This window comes from Caldisericota bacterium, assembly GCA_034717215.1.
GTDB lineage: Bacteria > Caldisericota > Caldisericia > Caldisericales > Caldisericaceae > UBA646.
Genome location: JAYELD010000047.1, coordinates 1 through 13,384, shown reverse-complemented (window position 1 = coordinate 13,384; position 13,384 = coordinate 1). Strand labels below are relative to the sequence as shown.

Annotated in this window: 13 protein-coding genes; 2 read left to right on the top strand and 11 right to left on the bottom strand. The window is 36.5% G+C overall.

Annotated elements, in window-relative coordinates; all coding sequences use genetic code 11:
* Positions 1-29: 29 nt before the first annotated feature.
* The 4 genes from glyS to deoC are packed head-to-tail and all read right to left on the bottom strand — an operon-like array spanning position 30 to position 4,369.
* Positions 30-2,126 (bottom strand): glycine--tRNA ligase subunit beta, encoded by a 2,097-nt coding sequence (glyS, locus tag U9Q18_02135; protein ID MEA3313158.1) that lies wholly within the window; start codon positions 2,124-2,126, stop codon positions 30-32.
* Positions 2,107-2,970 (bottom strand): glycine--tRNA ligase subunit alpha, encoded by an 864-nt coding sequence (locus tag U9Q18_02130; protein ID MEA3313157.1) that lies wholly within the window; start codon positions 2,968-2,970, stop codon positions 2,107-2,109. The genes glyS and U9Q18_02130 overlap by 20 nt, the downstream gene beginning before the upstream one ends.
* 23 nt (positions 2,971-2,993) lie before the next feature.
* Positions 2,994-3,695, bottom strand: coding sequence for a DNA repair protein RecO (gene recO, locus U9Q18_02125; protein MEA3313156.1), 702 nt, complete (start codon positions 3,693-3,695; stop codon positions 2,994-2,996).
* Complete coding sequence (gene deoC, locus U9Q18_02120; GenBank protein MEA3313155.1) at positions 3,695-4,369, bottom strand: deoxyribose-phosphate aldolase; 675 nt, start codon at positions 4,367-4,369, stop codon at positions 3,695-3,697. The genes recO and deoC overlap by 1 nt, the downstream gene beginning before the upstream one ends.
* 215 nt (positions 4,370-4,584) lie before the next feature.
* Between deoC and rpsU the strand changes: the two genes are divergently transcribed.
* Together rpsU and U9Q18_02110 are read left to right on the top strand one after the other, a co-directional pair.
* The gene (gene rpsU / locus U9Q18_02115) at positions 4,585-4,746 is read left to right on the top strand and encodes a 30S ribosomal protein S21 (protein ID MEA3313154.1); all 162 of its coding nucleotides are present in this window, start codon (positions 4,585-4,587) and stop codon (positions 4,744-4,746) included.
* A 137-nt stretch (positions 4,747-4,883) separates the two neighbouring features.
* Complete coding sequence (locus tag U9Q18_02110; GenBank protein ID MEA3313153.1) at positions 4,884-5,135, top strand: hypothetical protein; 252 nt, start codon at positions 4,884-4,886, stop codon at positions 5,133-5,135.
* A 41-nt stretch (positions 5,136-5,176) separates the two neighbouring features.
* Here U9Q18_02110 and U9Q18_02105 read toward each other — a convergent pair whose 3' ends face one another.
* The 7 genes from U9Q18_02105 to arcC all read right to left on the bottom strand — a co-directional run.
* Positions 5,177-6,304: a M20 family metallopeptidase gene (locus U9Q18_02105; GenBank protein ID MEA3313152.1), complete on the bottom strand. Its 1,128-nt coding sequence runs from the start codon at positions 6,302-6,304 to the stop codon at positions 5,177-5,179.
* On the bottom strand, positions 6,301-7,533 hold the full coding sequence (locus U9Q18_02100) for a threonine synthase (GenBank protein MEA3313151.1): 1,233 nt from the start codon (positions 7,531-7,533) through the stop codon (positions 6,301-6,303). Before U9Q18_02100 ends, U9Q18_02105 begins: the two co-directional genes overlap by 4 nt.
* 2 nt (positions 7,534-7,535) lie before the next feature.
* Complete coding sequence (locus tag U9Q18_02095) at positions 7,536-8,477, bottom strand: ABC transporter permease (protein ID MEA3313150.1); 942 nt, start codon at positions 8,475-8,477, stop codon at positions 7,536-7,538.
* The gene (locus tag U9Q18_02090) at positions 8,474-9,541 is read right to left on the bottom strand and encodes an ABC transporter permease (GenBank protein ID MEA3313149.1); all 1,068 of its coding nucleotides are present in this window, start codon (positions 9,539-9,541) and stop codon (positions 8,474-8,476) included. Before U9Q18_02090 ends, U9Q18_02095 begins: the two co-directional genes overlap by 4 nt.
* A 19-nt stretch (positions 9,542-9,560) precedes the next feature.
* Entirely contained in the window at positions 9,561-11,078 is a 1,518-nt protein-coding gene (locus U9Q18_02085) for an ABC transporter ATP-binding protein (GenBank protein MEA3313148.1), read from the bottom strand.
* Between the two features lie 77 nt (positions 11,079-11,155).
* Complete coding sequence (locus U9Q18_02080; GenBank protein ID MEA3313147.1) at positions 11,156-12,262, bottom strand: BMP family ABC transporter substrate-binding protein; 1,107 nt, start codon at positions 12,260-12,262, stop codon at positions 11,156-11,158.
* Positions 12,263-12,539: 277 nt separating this feature from the next.
* Positions 12,540-13,384 (bottom strand): carbamate kinase (gene arcC / locus U9Q18_02075; GenBank protein ID MEA3313146.1); only part of this gene is annotated, 845 nt, incomplete at its 5' end.

Here is a 13,384-nt window from a genome sequence, read left to right as displayed (position 1 = left end):
TATACGTATTTAATAGAAAAAACAAAGATTTATACATTTTTTTCTTTTTCAATAACGATTGTCGAAAAATCCGCAAATTTGAGAAACAGTTCTTTTAAATTTATTAGCATAGCAAGCCGATTTTTTCTGATTTTTTCGTCATTATCCATAACCAGTACTTTATCAAAGAATTTCGAAATTACAGGGGACAAACTGTAAAGCAATTTTATAATTTCTTCATAATTCATTTGTTTAAGTCCATTTTCAACTTTTGTTTTGGTATGTTGAATTGTGTCAAAGAGACCTTCTTCTTCTTTCTCAAAAAGAAATTTTTTGTCTATGGTTTTTGAAAAGATATTTGTGTTTAACAGGATATTGTTTACTCGCTTGTTTGTTAGCACTATAGATGCAAGTTCTTCGTCGTTTATATGATTCATTAATATCTCTGCCCTTTTTTTGTATGTAGTGATTAGGTCAAGTGGTAGCGCCGTAACGGCATTTATTATATCATATCTGATATTTTTTTCTTTTAATATTCCTTTGACCCTTTCATTTAAAAAAGAATCAATATTTTTTGATATTTTTTCGGATTCTATTTCTTTTTTTGGTTTGTGTAAGCCAATTGATACTTGCACGAGTTCTTTCAAAGGGAAAGATTCCATATCAATAGAAAAGAGTAACTGTACTACGCTGTTGCCAACCCTTCTGAGCCCGTATGGGTCTTTAGAGCCAGAAACGGCAATGCCTATGACGAAGCCACCTGTCAACGTGTCTATTTTGTCGATAAGAGAAAGGCAAGTGCCTATTAATGTTTTTGGAAATTTGTCATCGGCAAAGCGTGGAAGATACTGGTCTTTTATTGCTTCATATACTTCTGTTTCTTCGCCTTGTAACTCGGCATATATTCCTCCTATTTCTCCCTGCAAATCAGGAAATTCTCTGACGACATTTGTTAAAAGATCTGCTTTAGATAGGTACGCACTTCGTTTCAATGCTTTGTTCTGGTTATTATTTAATCCGATTTTTGTGGAAATGAAATCCGAAAGTATTGTTAATCGGTCAGTTTTGTCTTTCATTGTGCCCAACTCTTTCAAAAAAACAACTTCTGAAAGTTTATTAACAAGGGTTGGCAAGGAGATTTTTTTATCTTCCTCAAAAAAGAATTTTCCGTCAAGCATTCTTGCTTTAATTACTTTTTCGTATCCTTCTTTGACAATTTCAATGAAATCAGAACAACCATTTCTTACTCCAATAAAGTATGGAAGAAGCTTTCCGTTTTTATCTACGCAAGGGAAAGATTTCATGTGGTCTTCTATGACGCGTATAGAAATACATTGCGGTATTGAAAATTCTTCCTTCTCAATCGTTGCAAGGAAGGGCGTAGGATATTCCGTGAGATTTACTACTTCCTCTAAAAAATCATGTGAATATAGCGGCGTCCCATTGATTTTTTTGGCAAGGGCAAATGCATTTTTTTCGACATTATTTTTTCTTTCATCGTATGAAAGAATAACGTAATTCTCTTTAAGTTTTTTAAAGTAATCAGCCGGGTTTTTTACTTGGATTTTGTTTGATTGGTTGATTCCGAGGCCATATGTGCTGTTTTCTGTTTCTACTCCTGCATAAGTAAAATTTATCAGGTCTTCTCCAAATAGTGAAAGAAGAGAACGAATAGGCCTAACAAATTTAATACTTTTACTATCCCAATGCATTGTTTTTGGAAATTTTAAAGATTTGATTAACCGTGGGGAAAATATTTTCAGAATGTCCTCTGTTTTCCTTCCTTTGACTATTTTTTTGGTGAATAAATAGTTGCCTTTCGAAGTTTCTTTTATATAAAGGCTTTCTTCGGGAACACCCGCTGAAAGTGCAAACTTTTTAAACGGCACGAGATGTTCTCCGTTTTTTCCTATTGCAATGGATGTTGGCGGACCTTTTATTTCTTCTTCTATATCAGATTCGTTTTCATCCAAATTTTTAATATAAACAGTAAGTCTCCGTGGAGTGCCGAATGCAGAAATATCTTCGTAGTGCAGATTGTATTTTGTTAATTCACTTTCAGCAATCGTTTTAAGATCTTTTACTGCATTATTTAGGAAGCGTGCAGGGATTTCTTCGACATATATCTCAAGCAGATAATCCTTCATTATTTTCCTCCTTACTTAGCACAATGTTTGCGGCAAGATTTGCCATTTTTCGTATCCGTGAAATAATTTGCACTCTCTCGGATATGCTTATGGCACCCCTTGCATCTAACAAATTGAAGATGTGGGAACATTTTAACAGGTATTGATATCCGGGGTAAAGAATTCCTTTTTTTAGATTGTTTACCCCCTCTTCTTCATATATATTAAAGAGATTAAAGAGTTTGTCCGGGTTGCTTGTTTCAAAGGCATAAACACATTCTTCACGCTCCATGTCTTTTCTTAAGTCGCCGTATGTATAATCATCATTCCATTGGATATCAAACACACTGTCTTTTTTTTGAATAAACATTGCAAGTCTTTCTAAGCCATATGTTATTTCTACTGAGACCGGATCAAGATCAATGCCGGCTGCCTGCTGGAAATACGTAAATTGTGTGATTTCTAGTCCATCAAGCCTTATTTCCCAGCCGATGCCCTGTGCACCCAGCACTGCTGTTTCCCAATTATCTTCAATAAATTTAATTTCATGTTGAGCAAGTTTGAGCCCTAATGACCTCAGGCTATTGAGATATATTTCCCGGATATCTTTCGGTGGGGGTTTCATGATGACTTGCATTTGATGATGTATATATAACCGATTGGGATTTTCTCCGTACCTTCCATCTGCAGGTCTTCTGGAAGGTTGTAAATATACAGTTGCCCACGGTTTTTTCCCTAACGCTCTTAAGTATGTGTAAGGACTTAGTGTCCCTGCTCCTATTTGTTCGTCAAATGGAAGCAATAGTACGCATTCTTGTTTTTTCCAAAACATTTCTAATTTAAAAATCATTTCTTGAAAATCCATAAATCACCTCTAGCTAAAATTTATTATATATTACTGAGTTTTTCAATTGTTTCAAGGAATTTAATAAAATGACTTGAATCCGCATGATATGCAATAAAATTGTTTAGTAATCGTAAAATTATTTTTGCATTATCTACTGGATTAATATTTTTTATGGGCGTGTCGAAGAGAAAAATAATTTCTTTAACTACTTCTTGATCTACGGCTATGCCTTTAAAATTATTAAATCCTCCTGACTCCGGTAGGAAGTAATAGATATCTCTCGTTTCTTCGGGTATTTTTACTGGAAAGCCGATGTATTTTAAAAAATGCAGAACAAAAGAAACCAGTATCGTATCCGGGGCATCTATTAATTCAAGCATTCTAAGAGTATCTAAGATTAAATTAAATATTCTATGGTCCGGTTGTTCAAAAGGCATTAGCAATATAACGAGCTCTCTTATATATGAAAATACTTTGTAGTTATCAATCTTGCTTTTGGCTTCCACAAATGCATCTATGAGGGTTACATCCGTTACGGTAAACCAGTTGTTTTTCCGGTAAAGGAGAATTTTTTCATATAAAAATTCATCTGAGAGGCCGGATCTCTTGGAGCTAACGGATCTCACGGAGCGCATGTTTGCTTTAATTTTCCCTAATTCATCGGAAAAAAGTATCACGACTCTATCCTTTTCTTTATGCGGGTAGGCAGATATTGTTATACCTTTAACCGAGAGGTACCCCATTAACTTATTATCTCGACACTTTTACTTGCACCAATTCTGGAAGCACCAGCCTCGACCATTTTAACTGCTGTTTCAAAACTATGAATTCCCCCCGATGCTTTTACGCCTATATTTTTTCCAACTACCATACGCATTAATTTTATGTCTTCAATTGCAGCTCCACCTTTGCTAAAACCTGTGGATGTTTTTACATATTTGGCTCCCGCTGACACTGCTATTGAACATGCAATTGGTTTTTCTTTTGCAGTAAGCAAAGCTGTTTCTATGATGACCTTTACTATGGCGGGACTTACGGCTTTTACAACATATTTTATATCTTCTTCTACCTTTTTATAATTTTCAGATTTGAACTCTCCTATGTTCATTACCATATCTATCTCATTAGCCCCTAATGTAATTGCTCTTTCTGCCTCAAAAGCTTTTGCAGCGCTATCCATGGCTCCCAAAGGAAATCCTACTACGGATGCAATTTTTACCGAAGTATCTGTTAATTGTTTTTTTGCAAGAGCAACATATCCTGAATTTACACATACGGCGCCAAAAGAATATTTTTTTGCTTCATTGCAAAGGCGAATAATATCATTACAAGTAGTTTCTGCTTTTAATTGAGTATGATCAATAATTTTTGCTATATCGTTTTTTGTCATTTGCTTATCTAATGAAATATAAAACATCTTTACCACCTCCAGCAAAGTTTACAGTTTTTCTAGATTAGGTCAAGAAAAATTTTCATATAGATTTCAATGAATGGGCGTACTATTTCGTATAGATTTTTGATGAGGCAATTCGTACCCTTGACACATAACAATAAACCTATAAACTAATAAAATAAAAAGTTAAAGGTGAAGGGAGGCGAAGTTCGGGCTTCTATGGGAGTCGGAGTAATATTGTGGCAAACGTAAGAAAAAGAGGAAATGAGTCTATTGAAGATCTTTTGAGAAGGTTCAAAAGAGAATGTATTAAAGAAGGATTGTACTCTGAGTTGAAGAAGAGGCGATTTTATGTGCCGCCTAGTGTAAAAAGAAAACAAAAAGACGCAAAGAAAAAGTAGCTATAAAAAATAAAGCAGGGTTAACCCTGCTTTATTTTTTATTTAATGCCTGTAAACTTAAAAATATAAGTTTTTGAGAGAGGGAAATTTATTAAAGTAGTTACGTAAGTTTTTAGTAAAAAAAGGAGGTATCTTAAATGGCATTAGGATTGAATACCGTGAGAATGCATGTTTTGATTTTCACTCAATCGTTTATCATAAAAGGGACAATAAATATTCCGGCAAACATGAGGTTTTCTGATGCATTAAATAAATTTATGAAAGATCGATCTTTTTTAGCAATAACCGGTGCAGAAATTGAATCGGTAGAGGGAACGATGGAAGTCCAAAAAGTTGATTTTATGTTAGTTAACAGAGAAAGAGTTGTAGGTATTTCTCCAATAGAGTAAAGATTTTTTATTCAATTCATACAGAAAACAAACTTATTTTATTATTTCATTAAAAATGCAGCGAAATTGTCGACTGCTTCATATAAAGAATTTAGCGTGATATATTCATCCGGTTGATGTGCCAGAGCAATTGCTCCCGGACCGTAAATAACAAATGGTATTTGTTTTTTTGGTATGATTGTGGCACCATCAGTGCAATAACCTATTATTCCTCTTTGTTCAATTTGTGTTTTTTGAATGAATTTGTTTACGAAAAAATTTGACGGATCAGAGAAAATAGGAGGATGATAACTAAATATTTCGCTTTCAAACTTTATATTTGTTTCATCTGCAGCTTTTCTACCTGCAATATTCACAAGAGCAACAGCTTTTTCTTTATTTTCCTGCGAAATTACTCTAAAATCAAGCATTATTTCAGAGTAATCAGGAACGATGTTTACCTGGATGCCTCCACTAAATTGCCCAACATTAAGAGATGTTTTGCCAAAATAAGAGTGTTCTGTAAAGGTTTTATCAGATAATTCTTGTACATGCAGCACAAATTTACTTCCTGCGATTATTGCATTATTTCCTAATTCCGGAGTGGAACCATGCGCAGCTTTTCCATGGAATATTGCTTTTATCCATAGTTCTCCTTTTTCGCCTATATATACTTTAGAATCTGTGGGTTCTGCAATAATAAGAAATTCAGTTTCATCAAAATAGCCCCTTTCAAGGAGTTTTTTTGCCCCGCTATATTTTTGTTCTTCATCAGCTGTGAGCGCAAGAACAATTGTTTTATCTGGTATAATATTTCTTCTTTTTAAGAGAATTGCGGCGTAAAGAATTGCTGCGATGCCACCCTTCATGTCAGATGCTCCGCGTCCGTACATCTTTCCGTTTTCTATAATTCCTTTAAAGGGTGGTTTGCTCCATTTATTTTTATTTACCCTTACAGTATCTATATGTCCACAGAGTGCAATATTGCGTTTACTGGTACCGTCAATCCGTCCGACAATTGAGCTTCTATTTTCGGCAAGATAAACAAGTTCTGCTGGTATTTTATTTTCCGAAAGATAATTTTTTATGAAATTTGCAATTTTGTTCTCATTCCCAGGGGGGTTTGTGCTTTCTATATTAATAAGCTGTTTTAGTAGCTGTGTTACTTCTAATTTTTCTTCCGAAGTCATTTATTTAAAGCTTTTTTTATGGATTCAATATCAGGATTTATTGCAAGAGGTTTTCCTCCTGCTTTTATTGCGCTTTCAACGTCTTTAAGTCCATTTCCCGTGACAATTATTACAACTTTATCATTTTTTGATATCTTGCCATTTTTTAAGGCCTTCAGTGCTCCCGCAAATGATGTGGATCCGGCAGGTTCTGCAAAAATGCCCTCTGTTGAGCCAAGGTATTTGATGGCTTCAATTATTTCGTCGTCACTGACCGCAATGCCAAATCCCTCTGAGTTGTCAATATCCCTGATAGCCATTACTCTATTTCTAGGCACGCCTACTGCGATGCTGTCTGCCAGTGTGTCAGGTTCCACAAATTTTACTGCGCCATCACCATTTAAGGCATCTACGAGAGGCTGGCATCCTTCGGCTTGCACTGCGACAAGCTTCGGAAGGTGGTTAATAAAACCTAAGTGATACATGTCGGAGTAACCCTTTGCGACACCAGATATAATGCACCCATCACCGACTGATACAAACACATAATCAGGAACCTCAAAATTCATCTGTTCGATAATCTCCAGCGCTACTGTCTTTTTGCCCTCTACCATATATGGATTAAATGCGGTATTTCTGTTGTACCAGCCAAACTTTTTTGTTGCTTCTATAGATAATTCAAATGCTTCATCGTAAGTGCCATTCACTGCAAGCACAGTAGCTCCAAATACGAGTAGCTGAGCAATCTTTGCCTTTGGTGCTGTTTTGGGCACAAATATATAATTTTTCAATCCTACAGAAGCAGAAGCACCTGCAAGAGATGATGCTGCATTTCCTGTGGAAGCGCATGTTATAGTCTTTTCTCCAAGCTCTTGTGCTTTAACAATAGCAATGGCTGATGCTCTGTCTTTTAAAGACGCGGTAGGATTTCTTCCGTCATCTTTAATCCAGAGATATTGCATATCAAGATTTTTTCTTATCCTTTTAGCCGAATAAAGAGGCGTCCATCCTACTTTTAGAGGTCCAATTTTAGATGGATCATCTACAGGTAAAAGAGGCAAATATCTCCACATTGAATAATCTCTACTATCTGCAAGAGACTCCTTTGTAAAATGTTTTTTTATCTCTTTGTAGTCATATATTATCTCAAGAATACCTTCGTCTCCGCATTTGGGACAGGTATATTTTACCTCTGCAGGGCTGTATTCTGCTCCGCATAGTAAACATTTTAATTTTTTAATGTAGCTCATGCTTATTTCTCCTCTCTTGTGTATGGTATTCCTAATTCTTTAGGCGCTCCAAGATGCCTGGCATGCACAATGAGTGTTGCAATAATAATTATGATAAAAGTGAGAAGGTATGGCTGCATGCTAAGGAGAGAGGAAGGTATTGTAGTGCCAGATGCTTGAAGTTGGAATTGCAAAGCAGTTATCCCTCCAAACAAGTATGCACCAATAAGTGCATTAATGGGATTCCACATGGCAAAGATAACAAGTGCAACTGCAATCCATCCTCTGCCTGCTGTAATTCCCTCTAACCAGAAAGGTGCATACGCTACTGTCAGGTATGCCCCGCCAGCACCTGCCATGAGCCCACCAAAGAATGTCCAAAAATAACGAGTGGCATTTACATTTACTCCCATTGCATCAGCAGCTCTTGCATTTTGCCCGGCTGCTCGTAGATGTATCCCTGGTTTTGTTTTGTAGAGTATAAACCACATGGCAAGTACAAGAATATAAGAAAAATATACAATATAATCTTGCCTAAAAAATACCGAACCTATAAATGGTATTTTAGAAAGTCCGGGTATTACGACAGTAGGAATGCTTTCCGGCAGTTTATTATTTATCCATCTCTGACCATAAAAACTGGTGATACCTAATCCAAAAATTGTTAAAGCCAATCCGCTTACTACCTGGTTTCCTCTGAGCGTTATCGATATAAAGGCATGAATGAGTGCTGCAATACCCCCTGCAAACATTCCGACGACGAATCCAAGGTATGGATTTTTTGTTGTATATGCTACAACAAAACCGAAAAATGCACCTATAATCATCATTCCTTCTATGCCAAGGTTTAGTATTCCAGTTCTTTCAGCAAATATTTCGCCAATAGTGGGGAACAAAAGTATGGTGCCAGAACGTACCGTGGTGGCGAGTAGTGTTATTAGAATTGTGGTAGCCGTTAATTTCATGATGTATTCCCCCTGAGTCTTATTCGGTATCTCTTTAATATTTCACCGCCTAATAAGAAAAATAAAACGGCACTTTCTATAGTACCTACAATGCCAAACGGGACTCTTATAGCCATTTGTATCTGATATCCCCCAGCTTCCAGGCCACCAAAAATGACTGATACAAACATTGCTATAATTGGGTTTAATGAAGCAAGCCAGGCAACTATGATGGCAGTGTACCCATATCCCGGGTTAATCTCTATCTGCAGCATATGTATAACGCCGGATAGTTGTGCCAGACCAGCAAGTCCAGCTAATCCTCCACTTATAGCCATTGCTATGAAAATGTTTTTTGTGATGTTGATTCCTCCATATCTTGCTGCTCTTTTATTCTCACCTACTACCCGTATTTCATATCCAAATTTAGTTTTTGTAATAAGAATATAGACAATAATTACAGCAATAATACCAAAAATAAGGCCAAGATGAACTCTTGTGTGCACCAATAACCGTGGAAGTTGGGCATTTAATGCGAATGGTTTTGATAGTGGAAAGCCGTGACTTGCCGGATTTCTCCACGGACCATACATCAAATATTTCAATATGTAGAGTGCGATATAATTTAAAAGCAATGTAGAAATAACTTCATTTACTTCCCAGAGGGCTTTTAACGTAGCGGGTATCAATCCCCAAAGAGCTCCTCCCAAAATGCTAGCAAGGCACATAATGGTAAGGAGCAGTGGCCTTGACATTGTAGCAGGCATAGTGAGAGCGAAAAATGATCCAAAAATAGCTCCAATAATGTATTGGCCGTATGCTCCGATATTCCAAAAATTCATTTTGAATGCGACTATTAACCCTGCTGAGATTAAGATTAGAGGAATGGCAACTACGAGTGTTTCTGAGAACGTATAGATGCTGCTAAATGCACCTTTGATCAGTGCCTGATATACTATAAGTGGGTTAGTCCGCGTAAAAAGGATTGCAATACCTCCTGCCACTAAACCCAAAAATACAGATATTAGCGGAATGGCTACCTTTAATTTAGTAGGAACATTTTCTCGTTTTTCAAACAGTAACATTTTTTACGTCCTTTCATAATTAATTTCTTACAGAATCTACTCCAGCCATAAGTAATCCAATTTTATTTCTCTCAGCATCTTCGATGTTGATAACATCCATAATTTGTCCTTCATATATTACTCCAATTCTGTCTGACACCATAAGTATTTCATCCAGATCTTCTGAAATTAGCAACACTGCTAAACCATTATCACGTTCCTTGAGTAACTGCTTTCTGATGTATTCTGTTGCTCCTACATCTAACCCTCGCGTGGGATGAACAGCAATAAGTAGTTTTGGCTTTTCGGCAATTTCTCGTGCTAAAAGGAGCTTCTGCAGGTTTCCACCTGAAAGAAGCTTTGCCGGAGCATCTATTCTTGGCACTGTGATATTAAATTTTGTAATGAGAGATTTGGTGTACCCTGTTGCTTTTTCATAATCAATAAAATTTCTTTTTGAAATTGGTTCCCTGTCGTAGGACCTAAGGATGGCATTTTCTACTGTATTAAGGTTTGGAATAAGCCCAACTTTAAGCCTATCCGGAGGAATATAATTTACGCCGCTACTTGTAATAGCTTTTGGGCTAGCATTTGTTATATCTTTTTCATTTAGGATTACTTTCCCGTTAGTAGCTCGCCTTAACCCGGTGATAACCTGGGCTAGTATTTTTTGGCCGTTACCTGAAATACCTGCGATGCCAAAAATTTCACCGGCAGCAACTGTAAAACTTATTTTTTTCAGAGCCTTAATTCCTTTGTCATTATATGCTTCAAGTTCTTTTACTTTCAGAACATCACCTTTTCTTTTTAATGGTTTTCTTTCTAAATTAAACAGTACCTCTCTTCCCACCATCATTTTAGCCAGATAACTTTTAGTTACATCCTTTTTGTTTACTGTTCCAACTACCTTTCCTTTTTTTAAAACTGTTATCCTGTCTGAAATTTCCATTACTTCATCTAATTTATGACTGATGAAAATAATTGATTTACCTTCTTTTACTAATCCTTTAAGTATTTTAAACAAATCATTTGATTCCTGGGGAGTAAGGACGGCTGTGGGCTCATCAAGAATTAATATCACAGCGCCCCTGAACAGAGTTTTTATAATCTCTACGCGTTGTTGTTCGCCAACGGAGAGTTGCCATATTTTGGAATGTGGGTTAATATTAAAATGATATTTTTGGGATATTTGTTTTATTTGTTTTACAATTTCCGGTTTTCTAATATAGAAACCCTGAGATTTAAGTCCTAATGCTACATTTTCAAGAACTGTAAGTGTATCTACAAGCATAAAATGTTGATGTATCATCCCAATGCTATTTGTCATAGCATCGAATGGACTTCGTATGTGTACCTCGTTACCATTGATGTAAATTTCGCCTTTATCCGGATGATAAATACCATCTAAAATATTCATCAAAGTACTTTTGCCTGCGCCATTTTCTCCCAGCAGTGTATGGATTTCTCCTTTTTTTAGTTCAAAGTCAATGTGGTCATTGGCAAGAACTCCAGGGAAATATTTTGTTATACCCTTGGTTTGAACAATGATTTCATCCATTTGTTCCTCCATGCATAATATTAAATTTCCCAGGGCAATTGCCCTGGGAAATTTAATAAACTACTTCGTTTTAAAAATTAAGAGCCACCTTCAGGTATTGTGCCTATAACTCCATCAACAAACCATTGGATACTTAATTTTTCACCATCTGAAAGTTCTTCCCCTTCTTTTACTCGCAATGTTCCGGTCTGGTCGTAAATTGGTCCCATAAAAGGGTCATAGTCACCATTTAGTATCATCTGTTTTCTGTTTTCAACATAGTCTTGCACTTCTTGAGGCACCATTGGCCCATATGGAGCTAAGTCGACAATACCTGCTTCCATACCATCCCAATATTCGCCTGCTGTCCATGTGCCATTATGAACGGCTTCCAACACTTGTTTGTAATAGATGCCCCAGTGCCAAATACGCGAGGTGAGTACAGCAGCTGGTGCAAAGCTAGCCATATCCATGTCATAGCCTATTCCATATTTTCCTGCTTTTTCTGCTGCCTGAAGTGCTGCGGGTGAATCAACTCCGCTTGCTATAATATCAGCACCGTTTGCAAGGAATGTTTCTGCCGCACTTGCTTCTAGTGCTGGATCAAACCAGGAATTTGTCCAGATAACATGTACTTCTGCATTAGGATTTACTTCTCTAACTCCAATTGTGAAAGTATTAATTTCTCTTACGACTTCCGGGATTGAAAATGGAGCAACAAATCCGATATAATTAGATTTTGTCATCATTCCAGCAACAAGTCCTGCTAAATAATCTGGTTCGTACATTCTGCCAAAATAATTTCCCATATTCTCTGCTGTTTTAAATCCTGAGCAGTGTTCAAAAACTACATCAGGATAATCTTTTGCGACATTAAGTGTGGGATCCATAAATCCAAAACTTGTTGTGAAGATAACATTATAACCTTTATTGCAATAATCTCTTACAACCTTTTCACATGGAGCTCCTTCTGGAACGTTTTCCGCATATGCAGTCTCTACATATGGGAGTTGTTGTTCTAAATACAATCTTCCTTCATCATGTGATTGGCTCCAGCCCCCATCATTTTTTGGCCCTACATAGATGAATGCCACCTTGAGTGTTTCCTCTTCCACAGGTTCTTTCTCTTTTGGCGCGCAACCTCCAAGTACACCTACTAGTGCGATAAGCAGTAAAATTACTACCAACGACCTAATGCGTTTCATAATCTTTCCTCCTTGTTTTTTGTGTTTGTTATTTCCAAATATTTGCTTCTTTGAGTCACCTCCTTTTTAAAATTGTTTAAAGTATAATATATTCTTTTTTTTTGTGCATAAAATATTTAAGAATAGTTAGTTTTCAAATTATACTATTATTTATAAAAGAATTCAATTCTTTATAAATTTAATTATCATTTTTAATTTAAAAAGAGCTTTCATAATGAGAAAGCTCTTTTTTCAAAGCACATATTATTGTTCAATTATAAAACAATAAAGATTCAACTTACGGGTGTATATGTGTACCTGTTTCACCTTTCAACGCCTTTTCTAATAATTCAGGTTTTGTAACGATGGCTTCTTTTCCGCCTGCCTCTAGGAAGCGCACAATTGCTTGAATTTTTGGCAGCATACTTCCCTTTGCAAAATGTCCCTCTGCAATGTACTTTTTTGCATCTGCAACGCTTATGTTATCAAGGGCAACTTGGTCGTCTTTACCAAAGTTTAGGTACATTTTTTCTACGGCAGTAGAAATAATGAATATGTCTGCTTTAATATTTATTGCCAACAAACTTGACGCATTATCCTTATCGATCACTGCAGGAGACCCTTCCAATTCGCCATTTTCGTTGTAAACTACCGGGATACCGCCACCACCTACACCGACAACGCTAAAACCATTTTTTACAAGCAGCTCAATCGCATCTTGTTCTACAATCTCTATAGGCATTGGTGAAGGGACCACTCTTCTGTAACCTCTTCCTGCATCATTCACGATTACCCAGTCCGGATGTTCTTTCTGCAGCTCTTCTGCCCGTTCTTTTGTATAAAATGTACCGATTGGCTTTGCCGGGTTTTTAAATGCATCATCGTTTTTATCCACGACGACCTGCGTTACTACAGTTGCTGCTTTCTTTGCAATATTTCTTCTTTTAAATTCATTGTCAAGCGCTTGCTGTATTTGATAGCCAATTGCGCCTTGTGTATCAGCTCCACAGTTTACTAGTGGTACAAGGTGCATTCCTGTTGTGTCATGTGCAATTTCGGAACGCCGCAATATAAATCCAACTTGCGGTCCATTTCCATGTGTAACTACTACATCAAAACCTTGCTCAACCATTCCTGCAATAT